This is a genomic window from Enterococcus sp. AZ177, from assembly GCF_050544585.1.
Classification (GTDB): Bacteria; Bacillota; Bacilli; order Lactobacillales; family Enterococcaceae; genus Enterococcus_L; species Enterococcus_L plantarum.
In genome coordinates this window covers 758,635-783,686 of record NZ_CP172944.1, presented here as the reverse complement: position 1 = coordinate 783,686, position 25,052 = coordinate 758,635, and the positions used below count along the sequence as shown (strand labels likewise).

Genomic DNA, 25,052 nt, shown 5'->3' with positions numbered 1-25,052 from the left:
CTATCTCATTATTTTGCTCTGTAAATTTTAAGAAAGACTTCCCATAAAGGAAGTCTCAAGGTTGTCTATTCAAACGTTTAGATTTTACCAACTAAGTCTAAACTTGGTGCAATTGTTTCTTCGCCTGGTTTCCAGTTTGCTGGACAAACTTTATCGCCATGTTTTGCTACGAATTGAGATGCTTCTAATTTACGAACTAGCTCATCTGCATTACGGCCGATTCCCATATCATTGATTTCGTATGATTTGATTTCGCCTTCTGGGCTAACGATAAATGTTCCACGGTATGCTTGACCTAATTCTTCATTTAAAACGCCGAAGAAACGAGCAATTTTTCCATTTGGATCAGCTAACATTGGGTATTTGATTTTACCGATTGTATCTGTCGCATCTGCCCAAGCTTTATGAACAAAATGGCTATCTTCTGATACTGAGTATACTTCACAGTTCAACTCTTTTAGGTGATCATAATGATCTTGCATGTCGCCAAGTTCTGTTGGACAAACAAATGAAAAGTCAGCTGGATAGAAGAAGAAAATACTCCATTTACCTAATACATCTGCTGTTGATACTTTGATAAAATCTCCATCTTGATAGGCGTCACATTCGAAATCTAATAGTTTTGTGTTAATTAAGTTCATCTACATATTCCTCCTAATTTTTAAAAGCTAGCCTGTGTAGCTAGACATTTTTCTACACTCTTAGCGTATCAATTTAAAATTATTATGTCAATAGAATTATTATAGTTTAGTTATTTTATTTTTGCTATTTTCGGCTTTTCTTTGAGAAAATAGCTCTTTCATTCTCATTAAGCAAAAAAACAATCGTTTTTTACTTGTCTGATTATACTTACATCATAAAATGAAAACAGAACAAAGACAAGAGTCTTTATCCTATTTCATTTTCATTCTATTCTACCAAAAAAAATCTTTCAATAATTGAACGACTTTCTGATTTTCAACTAACTCGCTGTGACTTGTATTTTCTCCTTCGATCAACACTTCCTGATACTCCGCTACTTGATCCTGATAAATGTACCTTCCAGAAAAGACGCTTTGCACAGGAACGGTATTATCAGATGCCGTATCATCAACCTCTCCAGCAATATTCAACATCTCAATTGTATCAGGGATATTTTCTAGATTCGTTAAATAGCCTTTAAGCAGGTCGCTAGTTTCTTTTAGTTGGGTAAATGAAGTCACCGCTTCATTATATTTTTTTGACGTATCATTATAAGGCGTTCCTAGTGTGATTAGTTTGGCTAATTCAGGGTCACCAGTTTGTTGAAATTCTTCCAGATAAGAGGTAATGACTAATCCGCCATTGGAGTGCCCTAAGTAATTGTATGTTTCAAATGAGTATTTTTCTTGGATATAATGTAATGCTAATTGATACCATTTTCCTTGAACGGGTAGTGTCTCATCACTACTGTCTTCAAACGCAATCACGATGATAGGATGTTCTGCGGTACTTGGTAATTTTCCTTTAGAGGAAACCGTTCCGTCTGTTGCTACGGTCACTTTTAACACGTCAGCTTTTGAATCTAAGGCTTTGATCAAGCCATTGAATCGATTCACTGTCCCATTTGTGCCTGGTACAAAAATCGTCGGCGTTTGAATTGCCACGGGGTCACTTGTTGATGTAAATTTTTCGGCGAATGCCGTTAGGCTTTTTTGAAATAAAAGAAAGAGCATTAGAATAACACCTACAATCAAAAGTATTTTAGGAATCTTTCTTTTTATGTTTTTAGTAGTATTCATGACGTTTCCCTCCTCTCATAGAGAAAGTGTACGCCTTGAAACTTAAACGAACATTAAACACAATCGAAAGAAGGAAACTAAGCTTAGGAGATTAAAAATGATTCATCCATATTCTTGTCTTTGCCAAAATGCTTACCATGAACATCAATTGCTGCATGCCATTCTTTACATAAATCATGAGGAATTCCATCCGTCAAATGATTGAAGTCTTTCCGCATTTCTTCGTACGTCTTATAGGGACCAAAACCCAAACGATTAAACAAACGAATGGCATATTGATCCGCGATAAAAACATTTCGTTCAAAAATATAAAGGAGCATCGCATCTGCTGTTTCTGATCCAACACCTTTGATCGTTAACAGCTCTTTTCTTAACGCTTCAGTAGAGTAAGCACGAAATTTATCAAAATCTCTATCATGGGAAATAAACCAACTGATCAATGCTTTGATATAGTTACTTTTTTGAGTGAAAAATCCTGCTGGACGGATCAGTTCTTGAAGTGTTTCTAATTCCATTTCATGAAGACTTTCTACTGTTAGATAAGGTTCCAAATTAGCCAATGCTTTATGCGCATTTTTTTCAGTCGTCTGCTGGATCAAGATCATCGAAACCCAATCAGAAATCCGATTTTCATCTTCCCACCAATATTGAAAACCGTAATGTGCGACCAAATTATTTAACACTTGAAGCTTTTCTTTATCTGATTTCAACTTTATCTACTCCTTTATCGTCACATAAAAAAACTCAGATCAAAATAATTAAATCCTGACCCAAGTTGTCTATTCGTTATTCAGTTAGTTCTCTTTCTTTTGTGATCATGATCACGCCATCACCTAACGGCAATAATGTTGAGGTCAAATCTGGATGGGTCATAACTGTCTCTAAAAATTGATTCAATTTTCTATGAATCGTTCTTTGGCTACGTGGAATTTCTTCGATTGGGTCTAAAATCGTGCCTGCTTGGAAAACATCATCCACCATCAACACACCGCCAACGCGTAATAAGCGTAAGCATTCTGGTAAAAATTCGATATATTTAGATTTTGCACTGTCCATAAAAATAAAGTCATAAGGACCACTTAGTGTCGGCAAAATTTCCGCCGCTTGTCCTTCTAATAAAGTTACTTTGTCCGTTAGACCTAAACGTTCATAGGTTACTTTCGCTTTTCTGATCATTACATCAAATCGATCGATCGTCGTAACATGTCCGTCTTCCCCGACACATTGCGCCATAAGGCTAGAAGAAAAGCCGATTGCTGTCCCTATTTCTAAAATGTTCTTGGGTTTGATTTGATCTAAGAAAAATTGTAAGAACACTACTGTTTCATGGGGAATGATTGGTACTCCCGCTTCGTGTGCTTCTTCTTCTATTACACCAAGTTCACCTTGGATTTTTTTTTGTTTATTTCGCATAAATTCAACAAGTTCTGGTTTCACAACTGGTCGATGCATCATTTCGTTGCGCACGTTATTCATCCTTCCAAAAGTCAATCATTTCTAGTTTTCACTACTAGTAATATAGCAGAAATCATTTTCGGTTAATAGCCTTTTTTAGCTGTTTTGAGAAAATAGTTTCGTTCATGTCTTTTAACAACGATGCATTCTTTTTAATCTACTACGATTTTACTAGACTTAAACTAAAAACAATCATGAAACATTTAAAGGGTATCCATTATCCTATAATGTTTTCAAATAGTTTTTTGCTTTTTGGTACAATTCAAGTTGCTGACTTTTCTTCACGAAGTTTCTCTTATTAAAACATTGATAGTTGCTTTGCCTAACTGAATTTAAAATACCTTTGTAAAAATAGATAGATAGTAACAGTGCTTCTTGACAATCTTTGTGGATAGAAGCTAGCATTGTTTGGGCTTTTGAGTATAGTTGCTCAGCTCTTGTTGCCTCGTATTCCCATAATTCTATAAAAGAATCATTGATGATGCCTTTTTCCAACGAATCAAGTGAAACATCAAATCTTTCCATGATTTCCTTTGGAAGATAGATTCGCTGATTATTGTAGTCTTCTCCGATATCTCTTAAAATATTCGTGATTTGCATGGCTTCACCTAATTGGATTGCTTGGCTTCTTATTTCATCAGGACGATCAGAAAGAATTGGCAACAACATCAATCCGACTGATCCTGCAACATAGTAAGAATATTCTTCTAATTCAGTCTGTGTTTCAGGTTGTTGAAACGTCCAATCCATCTCTTGCCCCAATAACATATCATAAAAAGACTGTTGATTCATTTCATAGGTTTCGAATACTGGCACTAAGGCTCTCCAAAAATAACGATCTGGAATTTTCCCTGCTAAAAAGTCATCTAATTCACGTTTTAATTTGTTTAAACGATCCACATCACGGTATACATCAATGCTATCATCTGCTTCACGACAAAAAGAATAAATAGCAAAAATACTTAGTGCTTTTTGCTTTGGAAGTTTAGAAAAGGCTTTATAAAAACTTTTTGAATGATTGCGAATCGTTTCCTCACACAAAGCGAAATCTGATTCATACATTGAAAATAGTTTTGTTACGTCATCTTTTCTTTTTATCATCTTTCAACAACTCCTCCGCAGCTAACTTAGCGCTTGTTAAAACAATCGGAACTCCCGCCCCTGGATGTGTACTACTACCGCAAAAATAAAGGTTATCTGCATAATCGAATTTATTATGAGGACGATAATAGTTACTTTGTTTTAAGGTCGGTTTCAGTCCGAATGTTGCACCATTATAAGCATTAAAATTTTGCTTGAACTCTTTAGGTGTATAGAGAGATTCATAAACGATATGTTCTTCTATATCAGAGAAAATAGTTTCTTTTTTGACTAAATCGAGAACGTTTTGTCGAAATGCCTGCGTTGTTGATTCGTTCCAATCCACTCCTTGTGAGAGTTCAGGAACAGGCACCAAAATATAAACTCCTTCATGCCCTTCTGGCGCTAAACTTTCATCGATTGAAGACGGAACATAAATATAAAATGAAGGGTCATCTGGTAATTTTCCATCTTCAAAAATATCATTAATATTTTTTTCAAAATCTTCAGCAAATCGAATCGTATGAAGTGAATCCACTGGATATTTTTTATCCAGACCAAGATAAAGAATGAAACATGAACAGGAATAATCCAACTTATCAATTTTTTTATCGGTATATTTTCCTCTAGTCTTTTCATCTGGTAACAATGACTTCATTGCATAAGGAAAATCAGCATTACACACGACGTAATCACTCGGGATAATGCCCTCTTCTGTCCTGATTCCTGTTGCTTGTTTATTTTCTATGATGATTTCTTTCACAGGTGTATTAAGGTGAATCGTACCACCAAGCTCTTCAAAAGCTTTGGCCATTCCTGTAGCCAAGGTATACATCCCACCTTCAATAAACCAGATGCCATAAATTAGTTCAATCATAGGAATAATTGTATAAAGAGAAGGACCATTATAAGGAGAAACCCCTATGTAAAGAGTTTGGAAGGCTAATGCTTTCCGTAATCTTTCGTCTTTTACAAATTTTGAAATAGAACTATAGGCATCATTAAATGTGTGTAATCTAAACCCATCAATCAATGATCTCGGATTATAAAAATCCCAAAAAGAACGAAATGATTTCATAATGAAAGCCTTTTTCGCTATTTGATACCGTTTATAAATACTTGCTAAATATTCTAGATATCCTTGCATATCCTCTTCTGAAATACCTTCTAAAAGTGACGTTAAAGACACTAGATCGGAAGACATGTTCAACGTTTCTTCATTTGGAAAGTTCAAGGATAACATGGGATCAACTTTTTTCATCGGTATATATTGATCTGGGTCTTTCCCACATTGTTCAAAAACTTCACGATAAATTTCAGGCATCATTACGATGGTCGGACCTACGTCAAAGGTAAATCCTTGTTCTTTTATTTGGTACATTTTACCACCGACTTGTTCATTTTTCTCGTACAAATGAACATTATACCCTTCGTGTTGCAGACGAATAGCTGCTGCTAATCCTGCAGCTCCTGCACCAATTACTATAACTTTTTTCACTATTATACACCACCAACTCGTTTTTTTAAGTATATCCTTATCAATTGATAATGTAAATTATTTAGATTTTTTAGGAAAAAATAGAAATAAACAAAATAAAACAAAACGTCTTCTCCTAGCTACTTAAAATCCGAGTAAATGAGATAAAAACAAAAGTGTACATTACTTGTTTTTATCTAAAAACAAGCAACACACACTTTTCATTATTCTTTCGTTTAATACAATAAACCGACTAAATCTTCTTTTTCAATGTTCCCAAAATAGTTTTTGATATCAATCTGATCAACTGCTGCTTCGATTGCTGATTTTTCATATTTTGTACCAGTTAAAATATCTTCTACATCTTTGATTTCACCGAGTCCAAAGAAATCGCCAAAGATTTTGATTTCTTTGATTTCTCCCTCTTCTACGTTCATTTGTGCATCAATAGAACCAATTGGAAAACGCTGATGACGCTCTAGATTGAAGGCTGGTGATTTGCCATAATTCCAATCCCAATTCCGATAATACTCGTCTGAAATTTTGTTGATTTTTTCCCAGTCTTCATCCGTTAATTCATACGTTTTTACTTGATCAACAGAGTCAACTCCGAAAATTTTCAATAAAATATCTTCACGAAATTGTTCTGTCGTCATATCTTGTTTGTCTGCTGGTAAGAATGGCTTGATATTAGTTACTCGTGAACGAACGGATTTAATGCCTTTTGACTCGATTTTATCTTTGCGAACTTTTAATGTATTCACAACTTCATCAATATTGCTGTCAAACATCAATGTCCCATGAGCAAACATTCTTCCTGCTGTAGCGTACATCGCATTTCCGGAAAACTTCATACCATCAATAACTAAATCATTCCGGCCTTTTAATTCTGCACCAGAAACCCCTAATTCATGTAAAGCTTGAATGATTGGTTGTGTTACTTTAGCAAAATCACGGAAAGAGTTCCCATCATCTGGCATGATAAAACTAAAATTCAAATTTCCATGATCATGATACACTGCACCACCGCCACTTAGACGACGAACGACATGAATTCCATGTTCATCTACATATTCTTTATTGATTTCTTCGATCGTATTTTGGTTACGTCCAATAATAATTGATGGATCATTGATATAAAATAATAGAATCGGTTCATCTAAAGGTTTTTCTTTTAATAAATAGGTCTCAATCGCTAAGTTGACTCTTGGATCGTTATTTTCGTTTGGTACAAAAATCACAGTTCACCACTCCTTAAATTTTGATAACTAAATTTTTTTCTGCTAAACGAACAGTTACTTGACTGCCCGCAGCTTTTTCAGCTTGCTGTCTTAGCTCTTCTAGCGAGCCATGTTGCGGTAAATGGGTCAAAATCAGCTGTTTAACCTGAGCTGCTTTTGCGATTTCACCTGATTCTTTAGAAGTAAAATGAGCATGATGATGTTCGTTGCCTTCAAATAGATACGTATCTGCTAAAAAAACATCTGCATCTTTCGCAAAATCCACAAAACTTTCCAAGTAACCCGAATCACCAGTGAAAACAAACACTTTGCCTGTTTTTTCTTCGACAAAACGCATCGCGTAACAAGGGACAGGGTGGATTGTTTTCATAAATGTCACAAGAAATGGGCCTACTTTTAATTCTTCTGCTTCAAAATATGGGACCGCTTTTGATACACCTGACATATTTAACGCGTCAAAGTGAACAGGATCATCTGTATGTCCATAAATCGGCAAAACAGGTGTCGGCTCCATCACTGGGTACAATTGGCGATAATACTGCAACACACCAAGATCAGCAATATGATCATAATGATAATGTGATAATATGACTGCATCTAACATTAATGGATCAAGATGTTCTTCTAAATTGACTAAAGTGGTGCTACCAGCATCTAGCAATAGCTTAAACCCATCTGATTCTAACAAATAGGAACTGGTCCCCTCTCCTTTGTAAGGATAAGCGCCTAAACAGCCTAATACGGTTATTTTCAACTTCATCGACCTCCTTGATTCGTCTTCACTCAATCGTAACATAAAAAAGGAAAATGAAGACAATTATTTATACTTGAATACCCACTTTTGCTACTTTTTCTCTAAAGTTCCCCTAATAAATCATTCAATGTTTTACAAAAAAACGGGTGTGGGACAAAAGTAAAATCACTTTTGTTTCACACCCCAGATGCGAATAAACGATGGGAGCAGAAGCAATCCCTTCTTATTTCTCAGGATTAAACGCTTCTGTTCCAGCCTCGCTTTGTTTCAGTTATTCGACTATTGCTGGCGCACCTTTTTCTTCACGAGCTGTGTCATAGAAACTTGCAATTGCAACATCGTGATACGGAATCACCCATAATAAACCGATTACGAAGACTAACGCTCCGATGATAAACCAACCAATAAAAGATAATTGTAGAAGTAAATATTGTCCAAAGCGGCCTTGCATCAAGAACAATGCATATTTAAGGGCATCTACTACTGATAATTCTGGATCATCAAGTTTTACCCAAACAGCAAATTGAAAGACGCCACTGACAAAAACACCGACTAAAATCATTAAAAATCCAAAAATAAGTAATAATAAAACAAAAAAGAGATCGCCACTCATTTCAGATTGAAGTCGTTCAACTGAAATACTATTGAACATCAATCCAAAGTACATGGTTACGCCAGAAGACAAGAGAACTGGCAGCAACACAATTAGATTCAATACTAATTCAATGAGGTACTGGATAAAATTGATCAACAACATAGGAAAATAAAACTTACCTTGAAAAATTGTCGTTAGCATTCCTGATTCAACTCTTTTACCACGTAATACCCGCAAAGCGCAATAATACGTACCATAAGAAATAGCAAAAAAGAGAAAGTTATTCAGTAAAAATGAGATAAAATTACTTCCTGCACTATCTTCTGGTAAATTAGCAATACCGCCTATTACCGAGCCTATAATAAGACGAATAAATCCAGCTAGAAACGTGATCCAAGCCATCGTTCCCCAATGGTCTTTTAATGCTGTTCGAGCTTGTTCTCGGTGCATGCCATTTGTTATTTGATTTTTCATTTAAAGTATCTCCTTTTTAATAACTACGAAGTTTAGCGACTGTTTCTTTGTCTAAACGCTTCACTACTTCTGTAACCAGCTTCACAGTATTTAAATAATCATCTTCATGGATCATAGAGGTATGCGAATGTAAATAACGAACTGGAACTGTGATTGCCAGTGACGGCACTCCGTTTCGAGTTAAATGCATTCTACCTGCATCAGTCCCTCCACCCGTGATCACTGTATACTGAAAAGGAATATTATTTTCCTCTGCAACTTGAATCACAAAATCACGTAATTTTTTATGTGGAATCATTGACGCATCGAAAATTAAGATTTGCGGGCCTTTTCCTAGTTCAGAATCTGCTTCTTTTGGTGTCATACCAGGAGTATCTCCTGCTGTTCCCGTATCCAGAGCAAAAGCAATATCTGGATCAACTAGATGGGTACTGGTTTGAGCACCACGCAAGCCAACTTCTTCTTGTACATCGCTACCAGCAAATAGAATATTAGGATGTCCCTCTGTCGCTAAGTTTTCTAACACTTTTAAAGACACCGCTGTGCCAATGCGATTATCCCAAGCTTTTGCTAACATAAACTTAGTATCGTTCATTCGGCGATATTCAATGTACGGTGTGATCATATCACCTGGTTTAATCCCCCACTCCGCTACTTGTTTATCACTCGAAGCACCAATATCAATAAACATATCTGCAACGTCATATGGTTGTTTTCTCGCCTCAACAGTTAATACATGAGGTGGTTTCGAACCAATTACACCATGAAACAACTCACCTTTACCTGTTTTGATCTGCACTTGTTGAGCTAACATGACTTGTCCCCACCAGCCACCAAGTGTTTGGAATTTGATAAACCCTTTTTCAGTAATTTGTGTCACCATGAAACCAACTTCGTCTAAATGTCCTGAGAAGAAAATTTTTGGTCCTTCTTTATCACCGACACGTTTAGCAATAATACTCCCTAAACCATCATACATGATTTTATCCGCAAAAGGTTCTGCGTATTTTTTGAATAAGTCTCTAACTTCCCCTTCATTGCCGGGTACTCCTTTGGCACTTGTTAACGCTATTAACATTTTTTCTTCTTTGTGATCCACATTAAAAACTCCCTTCTAGTCATAAAAATTTCTATTTTATTATACCATTCATCTGTCATTAACATATAAAAGTTATCTAAATAAGATTCAGAAAATAAAATAGAGCTGGTCAAATAATCAAAAAAGCAAGAAGGGAACACTCGTATGTCCATTCTTGCCAAAACTAACTAACTAATTTTTTATATCATCTGGTTCTTTTTGCTGCCATTCTTTTGAGTAAAAAGTCTCATCAAGTCTATAGTTCGGCGTATTTGGTGATTTCTTTTCAAGAAATGGTTGAATGCGTTGATCCGCATCCAACCAACCTCGCCACCCTAAGTGAATCGTGTCGGCCATAAAATATTGCGTGTTACACTCTTTCGTCAAGTCCGCAATATTTGTAAATCCTTGTGAGGTTAATTGATACTTAACCTTTTTTGCAAATTCTTGCAACATATCTTGAGAAAGTCCTGTAAAGTCCGACCAATGCTTATTCACTGGCGGGATAATGAATAATACTTCAGCATTATCCTGTGCTAATTGACTTAACACTAGTTGCAAATCGGAAAATTCTGGTGAAAAACGATAATCCAAATCTGTTTGCGAATTTTCTAAATGGTTCAAATTCTTTTTTAAGCGTTTTGTATAAAAAGAATTTGAGATTTCAAACGAATTATTGCTAGTTGCCTTCTGACCTATTTCAGCAGCTAGTTGATCTAACTCATTCGCATTATACGTTTCTGGCAAAGCTTTTTCAGCTTTTTTGATTTCTTTATTTTTGCTTATCATACCAATTTTGCCAAATAATTCATCCTCACGAGAAAACAGATTGATCATTAACTCGATGTACTGCTTGTCAGATGAATTGGGTAATTTTCCAGAAATAATAGCGTTCAAAGCACTAGCTAAGCGTTTGTCTTCTTTTACTTTCGGAAAATCCATTAGGCGCTTTGCTAGATACACATCATCCGGTGTAACTTTTTTTAAATCACTGACCCATTGATACGTTTGTAACTCAGAATAATAAGCATTAAAATAATCATTGCTTACCCCATTTTTCACAAACCACTGTGGTGAAATAATGAAAACAACCTTTTTATGAGAAAGATCTTCCCCCATCGATTGCATCATCAATGCTTGTGTTAAAGATTGTGTTCCCGGTGCACCTAATAAAAACGGACGATAACTTCGATTATATTTATCCGCCAAAACAGAAGGGTGAAATGCGCTAATTCGACTCAGTTCTGAAGAGCCAAAAAATGGAACATATTCTTTTGAACCAATTGCTTTATTTTTAATTGCATTTCCTCTAAGCACATTTGTCGCCATAGAAGTGGAGGCATCTGCAAGAACATGTTTGCTCTCCAAATCTATTTTGAAAGGTGCAAAGAAGAAGACAACTAATAGTACCGCAGAAATCAGGATTGGCCCAAAGATTCCAAAGAGTTTTTTCTTCATGCTCATTATTGTAATGCTTTCACTTGTTCGATAACTTTATTTGGTGTGTTCCATAAATCGCGGTCAAATTCTGAAACTGGTACTTGTACACCTAATTGTCCATCGATTTCAACTAATAGCTGAACCGTTGCAAGTGAATCCATCAAGCCTTCTTCAAATAAATCAACTTCTCTATTTTCTTTCACTTCGTCTGTTCCGGCAATTTCTTCTAAAATATCTAAGACTGTTTCTTCTATGTTCATGTGTATTTCTCCTCTGTCGTACAGTTTTTAGCTGTATGTTATTTGTTTTTATTTAAAGAATAATGTATCTAAAAATCCTGAGAAAATCAAGAAACTGAAGCATACTGCATTAAAAGTTAAGAAAATCGCAAATACATGGGTGAATTTATTCGATGGAATATGTTCTTTGTGTTTTTTCTTAAAACGTAGCCAAGCATCCGTCAAACAAATCAACGCAGCGTGATAAAGACCATAGGCTAGATAATACCAGGTTAGTCCATGCCAAACACCCATCAATAAGAATAAAGCAAAGTACCCTACATTTGAAGCGACGATTCTACTTTTAAAGACTTTTTTCTTGATCAACGTAAACATCAAACGCATATAAACGTAATCGCGGAACCAAAATGATAACGTCATATGCCAACGATTCCAAAATTCTTTGATATTCCAACTCAAGAACGGCTTATTGAAGTTAATCGGCGTATCATAGCCCATCAAGTAGCTCGTTCCAACGGCAAACAAACTGTAACCGGCAAAATCAAAGAATAAGTACATACTATAAATATACATATACGCAACTAATTCCCAAGAAAAACCACCCGTTTTTAAGGCTATTTTCGCCACAACGGGCATCAACACTTGACCAAAATAATACCCAATAATAAATTTATACAAGAATCCTAAGAAAAAATTATGAATTCCTTTGCCTAAAAAGTCGACATATTTTTCAGGTGTTGGTGGATTTTCAACATCTTTTTCAAAACGACGATAACGGTCGATCGGTCCAGATGAAATCGTTGGAAAGAATAACAGAAATTCAATGTAGCGGAAGATGTTGTATTCTTTGATCGAACCATCACGCATTTCCATAATGATCTGAACAGACTTAAAGGTTAAATAGGAAATCCCTAGAAATCCTACCAATGATGCATGTCCAGAAACAAAAGGCATTACCTTTACTAATACCAATGGCAAAATCGCTAAAAATACAGCTAAGTAAAAAATCTTACTTGCATTTTTCTTTTGGCGATAATGAAAATAAAACCAGACCAAGATCGTCTGCCAAATGACATAACCGATCAACGCAACACCTTGTTTCCAATCTTCACCGCCAAAACTCATATACAAGAATAATAACGTTACTAAAACCTGATACCATGCCCACCGTTTGCCTTTGATCAATAATGTCAGAATCATCGGTAATAGTGCAATCAGTAAGTAAATAAAATAAATCGGATTCGCATAAGGAATCATGTGAGGAAAGTCGATCATGTTGCATTCACCTCTTTCATCAGCCCTTTGCGGTCGATCTTTCCATTGGCTGTCAGTGGTAGTTGCTCCACATAGATAAATTTCTGTGGAATCATATACTCCATTACTGACAAGCCTAATTCTGCTTTGATAGCTTTTGATAATTTAAATTCTTTTTCAAACGAATGAGGATTAGCGACGACAAAAGCGACGAGCTGTTGAACCTTATGATTTTGGTATTTAGGTACAACGGCTGCTTGTTTCACATAGGAAACTTCCGCCAGATGGTGATCAATATCTTCAAGCTCAATTCGATAACCATGAAGTTTTACCTGAAAATCGATACGTCCATCATAAATCAACATACCCTCTTTTAATTTTCCAGCATCGCCTGTGCGATATGCTGGTTGACCTTTGTATTCAAAGAAAGCAGCATCTGTTTTTTCTTGATTGTTTAGATAGCCTTTCGAAACGCTTGGTCCTGCAATCACGATTTCGCCTACTTCTTCAGCTGAAACCTCAGACTCATCATTCATGATGTAAACATTTGTATCATTTTTTACATAGCCGATCGGTACACGACTGTATTCCTCTAGAAGTTCATGTGTGATTTCTACACCAGAAATAGCAACTGTTGCTTCTGTTGGTCCATACGTATTAAAGATATGTGCTTTCGGAAAACGTTCCAATAACTTTTGTGCTGTGGCTTTAGGCAACTCTTCTCCACAAAAAAGAAATACTTTTAAACGATCCACATGCTCTCCATCAAACGTTGGTTCCATTAAACAGATATCCATAAATGAAGGAGTTGAAACCCAAACTTCAATTTCTAACGTTGGCAACACTGTAAATAATTGCTTGAAGTCATTGATAATTTCTTTTCGCATTGGCGTTAAGGAACCACCAGAAGTTAGTGCAGGATACAAATCCATCACGGATAAATCAAATGAATAAGGTGCTTGTGCCAAAAAACGCATCCCTTCAGTAATACCAAAATCCGAAAGTTCCCAATTAACAAAACTTAAAAGATTGGCATGACTGATTTGAACTCCTTTCGGAACACCTGTCGTTCCAGAGGTAAAAATAATATAGTAGGTTTCTGAATCAACAACTGGTTCAAACGGAACGTTTAAAGTCCACGATTGAGTACAAATCTCCTGAATTTTTTCAAGTGGAACAATTTCAGCCGCAGTTTCTAGATCTGGCCATTCCTTGACAGAAAAAATCACAGCTGGATCGGCTACTTCTAAAATCATTTCAACTCTGTCTTTTGGTGTATGTGCTTCGATTGGTATATACGCATGCCCAGCTTTTGAGGCGCCTAAAAAACACGCCAACATTTCAAATTCTAATTCACCATACACTACTACTGGACGACTATGTCCTATGTTTTTCTGCAAATATGCAGCCACTGCATCAGAGTCTCTTTTCAACTCTCCATAAGTATACGTTCGATTGGTTTCAATATAAACGGGGCGGTTTGGCTCCTTCATCCCCCAACGATCGATTGCGTCAATAATATTTAAAATCGTCATGAAGTCTTCCTCCCTAAAACTCATTATAAATAAATGAGCCACCATCAATATTTTTGTAATGATATAAATAAATCAACATTAGCAGTATGCCAAAATAAAAAAGGGTTTTTCCAATGAATTTACCCCAATATTGAACATTGGGTTTATCAAAAAATTGTTTCATTTTATGCCTCCAAAATTACACATATTCACGTTTTGTACTGCTATTGTAATCAAAACAATCAAGAAAAGAAACTTAATTCGCAGATGAACGTTTTTTTTACACTAACAGTTTTGTCACTTCTGCATAAAAAGAAGGCGGGACAAAAATAAAACGTATTGTTCCACCCTCTTATAATAAGGAAAATACAAGAAAATTCTTTTTTTTATATGAATTTCCAGATATAAAATACTTAAAAAAAATTTAAATTATTATCGATCTTTCCCATGAATAATTCTTGAATAGATTGCTGATGTTAAGAAATAATAGGCTAAATAAATCAAAATCAACATCCCGCAAGAAAGATAGGCCAACCAATAACCAGAACTTGTGATATAGCGACTAAACACATAAATCGCAAAAGTTGCATGCAAGACACCAATGATCATTGGTGGAAAGAAAATAATACTATTTTGCTGGTAGACTAGCTTAGTAATTTCTTTTTGGGGAATCCCCATTTTTTTTAACAAAATATAGCTTTCTTTTTCTCGCTCCGCCTCAGAAAATTGCTGCAACATCAAAATACTACCCGTAATGATAAAGGCCAAGACACCTAAAAACATTGCCACATAAATAAACAATCCCATTACTCTTCTCTCATACCTTAATTCTGTAAAACGATTCGTATAATTTAGTTGAGAGTATTCCTGCTCATTTTCTTCTGAAAAATTTTGTTGACTCTTATTTTTAGGTTCTAAACTGGTTTTTGATGTATAACCTTCCAACTGACCATCTACCAAATCATACTTATAATAAACAGGTGATACCCAATTGGGTCTAACAACCTCTGACAACTTATTGGCTAAAGCTTCTTCATCTTTTGCTTGGACATTAAACGCTCTGAGCGCATAGGTAATACCAGAGTTTATCTCCTTAAACTGTTCATCTGATACTACAATGGTAGGAAGCGTGTACCTTAATAGATACTGCCCTAAGTAATCAGGACGAACGTCCGAAACATGAAGTTCTATTCCTTCAGATAAATGAATAGTCGAATCATAACGAATATACCCACTTAGAATATTTTGTAAACTATCTAAAATAACAATATCGTCTTTGTTTTTTAAATGAATATTCTTTAAATAAGGATTTATTTTTTGAAATTCACGATAATTTGAAAGTGCTAATAGGTTCATCGGACTAATTCTATTTTCTTTCTCATCCTGTCCAATTTTAAGATGAAATTGGCTACCCGTCAACTTATAATTCAATTTTACTAATGTATCAATGGTTGTATCCGGTTCCTTTTCAATTGTTTGCTCGATTTTTTTAAAACTATCCTCTGCAACAATAAAATCAGTAGGTGCTGTTATATTGACCGAATTCATACCAATAGTATAAATAGAGGCCGCACCGCCGATCATTCCTAATGCTATTGCAATAAAAATAGTCACTATAGATAAGGTGTTTCCACTTCTTTTAATATGAAGTTTTGAATTTCCCAAAGCAAGCATATTCAAATTTCGATAATAATTGACTTTATTCTTTCCAAACAAAAATGCTATCAAATACATCGTATATTTAAAAAATAGATACGTTCCCACCATGCAGATAATCATAATGAGTAAAGGTGCAATGAAAAAACCAGCAAAGCCGAGAGATGTATGCGTTAAAACTGTACCAAACCGAATCACATTATACGAAAAAAAATACCCTGTAATAATAAGGACTAGCCCAAGAATCCCTAAACATCCTTTTAGCAAGGACAGCTTATTTGGATTCGTTGTATTTTTTTCAATTGGCTTAAGTAAATTTGTAACTTGATAACGATAAATCAGCCACGTACTTCGAAGTGAGACAGCCAACAACATAAAACCAAATACGATACTCGTTTGAATCATCGAAGGAATTGACACGAAAAACAGACTTTCTACTTGTAAAAACATAGCCTTTGCCAAAATCATGGAAAATAGCTTAGACAAGACAATACCTAATAGAATCCCCGTAACTAAAGAAATGGCTCCTAAAATCAAAGTCTCTACAAAAAACAAATATGAGATCCGTCCTTTTCGCATCCCGATCAAATGATACAAGCCGATTTCTTTTCCTCTTTTCAATAAAAAGAAGTGGTTCGCTGCAAACATAAACCCTAAAATCATGATCACAACGAGAACACCACCAAGATTCATCGCCCCACTGATATGAACCTCTTGTCCAACTCTATTTGCCAACGTTCTATTATAAGTGATTGCACTAAAACAATAGTAAACAACTACTGCAAATGTCATGCTGACAAAGTAAACTAAATAATTGAGAAATTGGCCTTTAAAATTTTTCCAAGACAAATTAAAAATCATTCGCTCGACCACCTCCGCCAATCGTTGCTTGCATGTCGATCACCCGATTAAAAAATTCTTTTCTAGAGCCTTGCCGAACAACTTCTGAAAAAATCACACCATCTTTGATGAACAAAATGCGATTACAGTAACTTGCAGTATAAGGATCATGTGTGACCATCATAATCGTTGTATCATCTTGTATGTTCATATTTGTCATGTATTGTAGCAATTCAGCTGCTGATTTAGAGTCTAAAGATCCTGTTGGTTCATCAGCAAAAATTATTTTAGGTTTGGTAATCAACGCACGTGCTGCAGCTACTCGTTGTTTTTGTCCGATCGAAATAGCATTTGGATAGGCGTTCATCAATTGTTCAATCCCCAAAACACTCGCAACATGTGCTAAGCGTTTTTCCATTTCAACCAAGGACATTCGATCAACAGTCAAAGGGAGCAAAATATTATCTTTTACAGTCAAGGTATCCATTAAATTAAAATTTTGAAAGATAAAGCCTAGTTTTTTGCGGCGAAAATCACTGATTTGATTGTCTCTCATTTTTAAAATATCTTGACCATCGATTTGAACTGTTCCAATTGTCGGTAACGCAATTGTTGAGATCGTGCTCAATAAAGTGGATTTTCCTGCACCACTTGGCCCCATGATTCCGACAAATTCACCTTGATCAACAGAAAATGAAATATTATTCAATACCTGTACTTTATTATTTCGATAGCCGTATGATTTACTTAAATGATTCACTTCTAAAATTTTTTTCATGTTTTTCGCTCCAGTTTTATTCATTGTCCTTATAATATCAATATTTCGTGTTGATGAACATCGTTTCCTCTTACAATTCAGTAATAATAAATTTTTTTAACAATTATTTATTTTTCAGGTAAAATGTTGTGACGATTTCCACAAACCTTTTAGGCAGTCGTTTTCACTATTTTTTCATTTCTTATAAACACTACATGTAGTTGTAAATGTAGGTTTAATTTTGAATTCAACACTATATATAGTTGAAAGTTTTATTGAATTGTTTTATGATAGGTAGGAATAAAACTATGAGGAGATGGGTAGTACATGATGGAGATTAAACAAGCTAATAATGAAGTGAGTTCAACTGATTCAGCCCTACACACGATAAAAATCGTTAAAAGAGATGGACGATTGGTTGATTTTGATGATCAAAAAATTTACGACGCCTTGATCAAAGCTGAACAAAAAATTCGAGGTTCTTTAGACCCGCTTGCCCATGAACGAATTCAAGAAATTGTTGAACGAATCGATCAGGAAATTTCAGCACGTTTCTCTGAAGATGTAAAAATATATGAAATCCAAAATATTGTCGAACATATTTTACTAGCAAGAAATGAATATGAACTAGCAGAAGAATATATCAATTACCGTACTCGTCGTGATTTTGAGCGTAGTAAAGCAACAGATATCAACTTTACAATCAGCAAATTGATCAACAAGGATCAATCTGTGGTGAATGAAAACGCCAATAAAGATAGTGATGTCTTCAACACACAACGAGATTTAACTGCGGGAATCGTCGGTAAATCGATTGGCCTGAAGCTCCTACCTCCTCATGTTGCAAATGCGCATCAAAAAGGAGATATACATTACCATGACTTAGATTATCATCCATATACCCCAATGACAAACTGCTGCTTGATTGATTTTAAAGGCATGCTAAATAATGGATTTAAGATCGGTAATGCCGAAGTCGAAGCACCAAAATCGATCCAAACAGCTACTGCCCAAATTTCACAAATCATCGCAAATGTGGCATCTAGCCAATATGGTGGTTGCTCGGCAGACCGTGTGGATGAATTGCTAGCACCTTTTGCTGAATTAAATTATCAAAAACATTTAGTTGACGCAAAAGAATGGATCGAAGGAACTGACCGACAAGAAGCCTATGCTAAAAGTAAAACAAAAAAAGATATTTATGATGCCATGCAAAGTTTAGAATATGAAATCAATACATTATTCACTTCCAATGGTCAAACGCCTTTTACTTCTTTAGGATTTGGTCTAGGACTAAGTTGGTTTGAACGTGAAATCCAACGAGCAATTTTACAAATTCGGATCAACGGTCTAGGTAGTGAACACAGAACTGCAATTTTCCCTAAATTAATTTTCACACTAAAACGTGGTGTAAATTTAAATGAAACAGATCCAAACTATGATGTAAAACAATTGGCGTTAGAATGTGCCACAAAGCGTATGTATCCTGATATCCTAAGTTATGACAAGTTAGTTGAGTTAACTGGTAGTTTTAAAGTACCGATGGGATGTCGCTCATTCTTACAAGGTTGGAAAGACGAACATGGAGAAGAGATAAATGTGGGCCGTATGAATTTAGGTGTTGTGACCCTGAACCTTCCTAGAATCGCAATGGAAGCTCATGGTGATAAGGATAAGTTCTGGACCCTTTTAGATGAGCGCCTTGAAACAATGAAAGATGCTTTAGTCTACCGTGTTGAACGTTGTAAAGAAGCGACACCTGCAAATGCTCCAATTCTTTATATGTATGGTGCCTTCGGAAAACGTTTATCACGAAAAGAATCTGTGAATGAATTATTCAAAGATAAACGTGCTACGGTTTCGTTAGGTTATATTGGTTTGTACGAAGTTGCATCATCATTCTATGGTGGCAACTGGGAATCCAATCCTGAAGCGAAAGACTTTACCCTTGATATTTTAAAGGATCTAAAAGCTCATGCTGATGAATGGGGTAATGACTATGGCTATCACTTTAGTGTCTATTCAACGCCTAGTGAAAGCTTGACCGACCGCTTCTGTCGTTTGGATACTGAAAAATTTGGTGTGGTAGAAAATATCACAGATAAAGAATATTACACAAATAGTTTCCACTTTGATGTTCGTAAAAATCCAACACCTTTTGAAAAGTTGGACTTCGAAAAAGATTATCCACACTATTGCTCTGGTGGTTTTATTCATTATTGTGAATATCCTGTATTACAGCAAAACCCTAAAGCTTTAGAATCTGTTTGGGATTATGCATACGACCGCGTTGGCTACCTAGGAACAAATACACCAATCGATCACTGTTACGAATGCGATTTTGAAGGTGATTTCACCCCAACGGAACGCGGCTTTGAATGTCCGCAATGTGGCAACCACGATCCAAAATCTTGCGATGTAGTAAAACGAACTTGCGGCTATTTAGGTAACCCACAAGCTAGACCAATGGTTCATGGAAGACATAAAGAAATCTCATCACGAGTAAAACATATGAAATAAAAAGCAAAACAAGTCCACTTAGATCTCGAACAAATTAGGAAAAGGATGAAAAGATGGTCTTTATCTTTACAGCATTTTATCTATTTGTTGAGAGATCTGGCTTGTATCGCTAGATTCAATAAAAAGCAAAACAATCGTAAAAAAGACGATGTTTCTTGCAGTGTTTTGCATACATCGTTTTTATTTGAAAGGAGGACTAAACATGAGAAATCCTAAACCACAAGAATGGCTAGCAGAAGAGCATAGTCAAAACTATATTGCTGATTATAAAGCATTTAACTTTGTAGATGGTGAAGGTGTGCGAAATAGCCTATATTTCAGTGGTTGTCTATTTGCTTGTGAGGGTTGCTTCAATCAAGCAGTCCAGAATTTCCGCTATGGTAAACCATTTACCAAAGAATTAGAAGATAAGATCATTGAGGATTTATCCCATGATTATGTGCAGGGACTAACTTTACTAGGTGGAGAACCCTTTCTAAATACAGAGGTTTGTTTGACCGTTGTAGATCGTGTTCATCAAGAATTTGACCTAAAAAAAGATATTTGGTCATGGTCTGGTTATACCTTTGAGGAACTGTTATTAGAGTCTGACGATAAACTAGAATTATTAGGTAAAATAAATATTTTAGTGGACGGACGTTTTGAGCTATCGAAACGAAATTTGAATTTACAATTCAGAGGCAGTAGCAATCAACGAATCATCGATGTTAAAAAATCGTTAGATAGTGGACGAGCTGTCATTTGGGACAAATGTCATGATGCCGAACAAGCTTATGAACAAATTAAAAAAGGGAAATTGATTTAAAATGCTTGTCTCATAGAGCAACGTACTATTATTTGATACGATCGAAGCAAAGCGTAGTCGTTACCGTTTATCTGAATTTCTTAAGGATGGGGAGTGACTTTTTGTCCCGTGTCCCACCCATCGTTTTTTGTATTTCAGTCTAATCAACCTATCGACTTATTGGCTCATATTTTATAAGTATATTACAATAAAAATGAACTAATTCATTATCAAAAAATAGGAGGATTAAACATTATGACAACAACTCAACTTTCGTCTACTAAAAAAGCGATCATCACCGGAGCTGCTTCAGGAATTGGCTATGCTACAGCACAACTATTTATTGAACAAGGATTTGCAGTTGGTTTGATCGATGCGGATCAATCTCGTTTAGAAACAATTTCTAAAGATTTCAAACGCGATGGTCATGACTGCTATTATCGAAGCGTGGATGTGTCGGATGAAACTAGTTTAAAAAAAGCGATTGACGCATTAGCCGATAGTCTAGAAGGGCTAGATATCCTTTTCAGTAATGCAGGCATCAATGGAACTTGGGCTCCCATTGAAACATTGACAATCGACGAATGGGACCGTACGTTAAACACGAATCTACGGAGTACGTTTTTATGTACAAAATTTGCAATTCCCCATATGAAAGAAAAAGGTGGCTCGATTATTATAACAAGTTCCATTAATGGTACTAGAATTTTCAACAATTTTGGTGCCTCTGCTTATAGCGCATCAAAAGCTGGCCAAGTTGCATTTACAAAGATGGCTGCATTAGAACTTGCTCGTTACAACATTCGTGTAAATGCAATCTGTCCTGGGGCTATCGATACGGCAATCAATGAAAAGACAACTTACTCTGATGAATTAAAAGAAGTTGAAATCAAAGTAGAATTTCCAGAGGGAGATCGACCTTTAAAAAATGAAACGGGGACAAGTGAGCAAGTCGCTCAATCTGTTTTATTTTTAGCAACGGATGCCTCCGCAAATATCTCTGGAACAGAACTTTATGTAGACGGGGCAGAATCTTTACTTTAACATTTAAGTAAATTAGAAAAAAAATGATTTAGACTTACGTAATAAAACTAATCCCCACCTAATGCAACAGACGCATTAGGTGGGGATTAAAAAAACGCTAAAACCAAAAACTCTTATACTAAATTCTAAGAAGATGATTCTTTAAAAAATGTCAAAATCTCAGCACGTATTTTACTATGATCAACAATTTGAGTGGGGTATTCTTTCCCAATCGAAACATCAATGGATTGTTGAATATCTGCTGGCATTTTGCTAGGTTCATGGATATATTTATTTGGGACATCTTTCAATTCTGGAACAAACTGACGAATAAACTCCCCTTGCGGATCAAACTTTTCACCTTGTGTCGTGGGATTGAATATTCGAAAATAAGGAACCGCATCTGTTCCCGTAGACGCTGCCCATTGCCAGCCACCAATATTGCTTGCAGCATCATAATCAATCAGTTTTTCTTGAAAATATCTTTCCCCCATCTGCCAATCGATCATCAAATCTTTCGTCAAAAATGACGCTACAATCATTCGTAATCGGTTATGCATCCAACCCGTCTGGTTCAGCTGTCTCATCCCAGCATCTACGATCGGAAACCCCGTCTGACCATTCTTCCATCGCTCAAAAAACTCTTGATTATAGCTCCAGCTTAGTTGTCTATATTGCTCTTTGATTTCTTGTGTCTTCTGTTTTGGATTCTCATAATAAATCATATTATAAAAATCTCGCCAACATAGTTCCGAAATAAATGTTTGACGACCATCAGAATCTGGCTCAGCATTCAGAGCATGCCAAACTTTTCGAATCGACAATTCACCTGTCCTTAAAAATTTTGAAAGCTTACTTGTTTGATCTGAGGAAGGAAAATCTCGCATTTTTTGATACTCATGTAAATGATTTTTTATGAATTCTTTTAAACATTCCTCCGCTGCCGCCTCGCCACTTTCATAATCAAAAGGTAGTTTTATATTTTCTATTATCTGCCTGAACTGTTTTTCTCCTTCTTTAAACAAGGGGTGTGTAAGTTTGGCAAAAGAGCGATTCTTATTCTTTGTTCTTTCATAAGGTCGCTTAGGCATTGTCAGCCACTTTCTAAAATAAGGGGTAAATACTTTATAACTTTCACCATTTTGTTTTTTTATTTCCTGTACGCCATGTAAATGACTATCTTGAAACGAATGAACTTGAATTTGATGATTCTCAAAAAACGTAATCATTTTTTGATCACGTTCTCGCCCGAATCCACGCTCATCTTTATTAAAATATATCTTATTCCAATCTGGATAAGTCTTTTTTAATGCTGTAAAATTTTCTTCTACATCTCCATACACAAAATGAAGCCCTATATTATTTGTTTTAGCATGTTCATAAAAAGTACCTAAACTTTGAAAAAAAGCATCGTGATTGTAACTGTTCTCTATAAATTGGAGTGGATTTAGTTGAAAAAGACAGATAAGTTCGTCTGTCGCTTCACTGTCCTCTATCATTTTACTAAGTGCTGTATTATCATCTAAACGAAGGTCTTTGCGGAACCACATAATTGTTTTGCTCATCGACTCTTTCCTTTCGTATTTATGAATAGTAAGTTGATAGTACCATAGATTGTCATTTATCTCTAAAATTTTACCACTTCTGCTTGATTCAATTGAAAACCAATTGCTTAAATGATCGTTTACTCTTCGTTTCTTTCTGCTTTTTTCTTTTCCCATAAGGGTAAAACCATGTTCTCATAAGACATAGGATCAAGATTCGTCAGCGTTATTCCTAATAATCGAATCCCTTGCTCCAAGCCAAGAATCTCTTCCCAAATTAAATTTGCTTGATAATACAATTCTTCTTTTTTAGAAATATATTCTGGAAGTGTCTGACGTTTCGTCACTGTTGTATAGTCTGAATAACGCACTTTTAAAACAACGGTTTTCCCATGCTTTTGGACACGTTTCGATGATTCTTCTACTCGTTCAGCTAACTGTCGTAACTGAGCCGTCACCTGCGCTTCAGTTGTAAGTGGTGTCCCATATGTATGTTCTTTACCCACTGATTTACGATCTCTTGTTATATTAACTGGAGAATCATGGATTCCGCGAACCTTACGGTAAAGAGAATAACCCATTTTACCAAAATTACGAATCAGCTCCATCTCATCTTGCTTGTATAAATCCTCTCCTGTAAATATGCCTAAATCATGCATTTTAGGAACTGTTTTTTTTCCAACTCCATGAAACGCTTCAATCGGTAACGCCTTCAGAAATGTTTCAGCTTCATCAGGCATTACAACGGTCAAGCCTTTGGGTTTTTGAAAATCAGAAGCTAATTTTGCTAAAAATTTATTATAACTAACACCTGCTGAACAAGTTAAATGTAGTTCGTTCCATATATCATACTGAATCAATTTTGCAATCTTGATCGCTGACGTACTATTTATTTTATTCGTCGTCACATCTAAATATGCTTCGTCTATTGAAACAGGCTCTATAATATCTGTATAGCGGTGAAAAATTTCTCGAATTTGCTTAGAAATGTCAGAATATTTTTCATAATTACCTGGTTTAAAAATTGCATCCGGACATAATTCATAGGCTTTTTGAGCGCTCATTGCAGAATGGATACCAAATTTACGTGCTTCGTAATTTGCTGTGGTCACAACACCTTTCCCACCTGTATCACTAGGATGACGTGCAATTACTAACGGATGTCCGATTAGTTCTGGATGATCTCGCTCTTCTACGGAGGCAAAAAAGGCATCCATATCGATATGAATAATCTTGCGAGAAGTATCTTTTTTTAGGGGAAAACGCAGTTCATTGATCATAGTCGCTCTTCTCCTTTCAATCAGGTCCAGTCTGCCTGTATTCTTTCATCAAGTTTCATAAAAGTGCCTTTTTCACTATCTGCCAGTACTATTTCAATCCGTATTTGAGCCATTTTTGAGACAGTTTAGACAGAAATAATTTCATTAGCTACTCTTACCAAAGGGGCAATGAACCTTGTGTTCTTTTTTTATGGCTATCATAACTATCCTTGTCGGAACAACTACTATATTTCTATGGGTGGTTTAGTTTAGCTAACAATTGTATGATATCAGTTGGGCCGGTCGAT

General features: G+C 35.6%; 22 protein-coding genes. 3 read left to right on the top strand and 19 right to left on the bottom strand.

Going from position 1 to position 25,052, the window contains the following annotated elements:
* Positions 1-77: 77 nt before the first annotated feature.
* The 17 genes from ahpC to IGJ34_RS03690 form a co-directional block, all read right to left on the bottom strand.
* Positions 78-641, bottom strand: a complete 564-nt coding sequence (gene ahpC, locus IGJ34_RS03770; RefSeq protein ID WP_111248190.1) for an alkyl hydroperoxide reductase subunit C — start codon at positions 639-641, stop codon at positions 78-80.
* A gap of 273 nt (positions 642-914) precedes the next feature.
* Entirely contained in the window at positions 915-1,760 is an 846-nt protein-coding gene (locus IGJ34_RS03765; RefSeq protein WP_430598152.1) for an alpha/beta hydrolase, read from the bottom strand.
* A gap of 83 nt (positions 1,761-1,843) precedes the next feature.
* Entirely contained in the window at positions 1,844-2,470 is a 627-nt protein-coding gene (locus IGJ34_RS03760) for an endonuclease III domain-containing protein (protein ID WP_207120648.1), read from the bottom strand.
* Between the two features lie 76 nt (positions 2,471-2,546).
* Positions 2,547-3,227: an O-methyltransferase gene (locus IGJ34_RS03755; RefSeq protein WP_206838233.1), complete on the bottom strand. Its 681-nt coding sequence runs from the start codon at positions 3,225-3,227 to the stop codon at positions 2,547-2,549.
* A 210-nt stretch (positions 3,228-3,437) separates the two neighbouring features.
* Positions 3,438-4,316, bottom strand: coding sequence for a phytoene/squalene synthase family protein (locus IGJ34_RS03750; protein WP_206838230.1), 879 nt, complete (start codon positions 4,314-4,316; stop codon positions 3,438-3,440).
* Positions 4,297-5,793, bottom strand: coding sequence for a phytoene desaturase family protein (locus IGJ34_RS03745; RefSeq protein ID WP_069653390.1), 1,497 nt, complete (start codon positions 5,791-5,793; stop codon positions 4,297-4,299). Before IGJ34_RS03745 ends, IGJ34_RS03750 begins: the two co-directional genes overlap by 20 nt.
* Positions 5,794-6,008: 215 nt before the next feature.
* A complete protein-coding gene (locus IGJ34_RS03740; protein WP_206838228.1) occupies positions 6,009-7,013 on the bottom strand; it encodes a lipoate--protein ligase in 1,005 nt (334 codons plus the stop codon).
* A gap of 13 nt (positions 7,014-7,026) precedes the next feature.
* The gene (locus tag IGJ34_RS03735; RefSeq protein ID WP_430598151.1) at positions 7,027-7,767 is read right to left on the bottom strand and encodes an MBL fold metallo-hydrolase; all 741 of its coding nucleotides are present in this window, start codon (positions 7,765-7,767) and stop codon (positions 7,027-7,029) included.
* Between the two features lie 271 nt (positions 7,768-8,038).
* Positions 8,039-8,836 (bottom strand): DUF975 family protein, encoded by a 798-nt coding sequence (locus IGJ34_RS03730; protein ID WP_111248194.1) that lies wholly within the window; start codon positions 8,834-8,836, stop codon positions 8,039-8,041.
* Between the two features lie 16 nt (positions 8,837-8,852).
* Positions 8,853-9,935, bottom strand: coding sequence for a M42 family metallopeptidase (locus IGJ34_RS03725; protein ID WP_430598150.1), 1,083 nt, complete (start codon positions 9,933-9,935; stop codon positions 8,853-8,855).
* Positions 9,936-10,106: 171 nt separating this feature from the next.
* Positions 10,107-11,378, bottom strand: coding sequence for a D-alanyl-lipoteichoic acid biosynthesis protein DltD (gene dltD / locus IGJ34_RS03720; protein WP_430598149.1), 1,272 nt, complete (start codon positions 11,376-11,378; stop codon positions 10,107-10,109).
* Positions 11,378-11,614: a D-alanine--poly(phosphoribitol) ligase subunit DltC gene (gene dltC, locus IGJ34_RS03715; protein WP_069640965.1), complete on the bottom strand. Its 237-nt coding sequence runs from the start codon at positions 11,612-11,614 to the stop codon at positions 11,378-11,380. Before dltC ends, dltD begins: the two co-directional genes overlap by 1 nt.
* A gap of 48 nt (positions 11,615-11,662) precedes the next feature.
* Positions 11,663-12,868 (bottom strand): D-alanyl-lipoteichoic acid biosynthesis protein DltB, encoded by a 1,206-nt coding sequence (dltB, locus tag IGJ34_RS03710; protein WP_069653386.1) that lies wholly within the window; start codon positions 12,866-12,868, stop codon positions 11,663-11,665.
* Positions 12,865-14,382 (bottom strand): D-alanine--poly(phosphoribitol) ligase subunit DltA, encoded by a 1,518-nt coding sequence (gene dltA, locus IGJ34_RS03705; protein WP_430598148.1) that lies wholly within the window; start codon positions 14,380-14,382, stop codon positions 12,865-12,867. The genes dltB and dltA overlap by 4 nt, the downstream gene beginning before the upstream one ends.
* Positions 14,383-14,395: 13 nt before the next feature.
* Positions 14,396-14,545 carry a teichoic acid D-Ala incorporation-associated protein DltX gene (locus IGJ34_RS03700; protein ID WP_069645430.1) on the bottom strand — a complete coding sequence of 50 codons (150 nt, stop codon included), beginning with the start codon at positions 14,543-14,545 and terminating at the stop codon, positions 14,396-14,398.
* Positions 14,546-14,793: 248 nt separating this feature from the next.
* Positions 14,794-16,878, bottom strand: a complete 2,085-nt coding sequence (locus IGJ34_RS03695) for an FtsX-like permease family protein (protein ID WP_430598147.1) — start codon at positions 16,876-16,878, stop codon at positions 14,794-14,796.
* Positions 16,868-17,635: an ABC transporter ATP-binding protein gene (locus tag IGJ34_RS03690; RefSeq protein ID WP_111248196.1), complete on the bottom strand. Its 768-nt coding sequence runs from the start codon at positions 17,633-17,635 to the stop codon at positions 16,868-16,870. The genes IGJ34_RS03695 and IGJ34_RS03690 overlap by 11 nt, the downstream gene beginning before the upstream one ends.
* A 306-nt stretch (positions 17,636-17,941) precedes the next feature.
* Here IGJ34_RS03690 and nrdD point away from each other — a divergent pair, with 306 nt between their 5' ends.
* From nrdD to IGJ34_RS03675, 3 genes are all read left to right on the top strand, one after another.
* The gene (nrdD, locus tag IGJ34_RS03685; RefSeq protein ID WP_206838208.1) at positions 17,942-20,134 is read left to right on the top strand and encodes an anaerobic ribonucleoside-triphosphate reductase; all 2,193 of its coding nucleotides are present in this window, start codon (positions 17,942-17,944) and stop codon (positions 20,132-20,134) included.
* Positions 20,135-20,336: 202 nt separating this feature from the next.
* Positions 20,337-20,939, top strand: a complete 603-nt coding sequence (gene nrdG / locus IGJ34_RS03680) for an anaerobic ribonucleoside-triphosphate reductase activating protein (RefSeq protein ID WP_430598146.1) — start codon at positions 20,337-20,339, stop codon at positions 20,937-20,939.
* 234 nt (positions 20,940-21,173) lie between these two features.
* The gene (locus tag IGJ34_RS03675) at positions 21,174-21,962 is read left to right on the top strand and encodes an SDR family oxidoreductase (protein WP_111247361.1); all 789 of its coding nucleotides are present in this window, start codon (positions 21,174-21,176) and stop codon (positions 21,960-21,962) included.
* A gap of 125 nt (positions 21,963-22,087) precedes the next feature.
* Here the strand turns inward: IGJ34_RS03675 and IGJ34_RS03670 are convergent, their stop codons facing one another.
* Positions 22,088-23,506, bottom strand: a complete 1,419-nt coding sequence (locus IGJ34_RS03670; RefSeq protein WP_430598145.1) for a cryptochrome/photolyase family protein — start codon at positions 23,504-23,506, stop codon at positions 22,088-22,090.
* 119 nt (positions 23,507-23,625) lie between these two features.
* On the bottom strand, positions 23,626-24,765 hold the full coding sequence (gene dinB / locus IGJ34_RS03665) for a DNA polymerase IV (RefSeq protein ID WP_430598144.1): 1,140 nt from the start codon (positions 24,763-24,765) through the stop codon (positions 23,626-23,628).
* Positions 24,766-25,052: the final 287 nt, after the last annotated feature.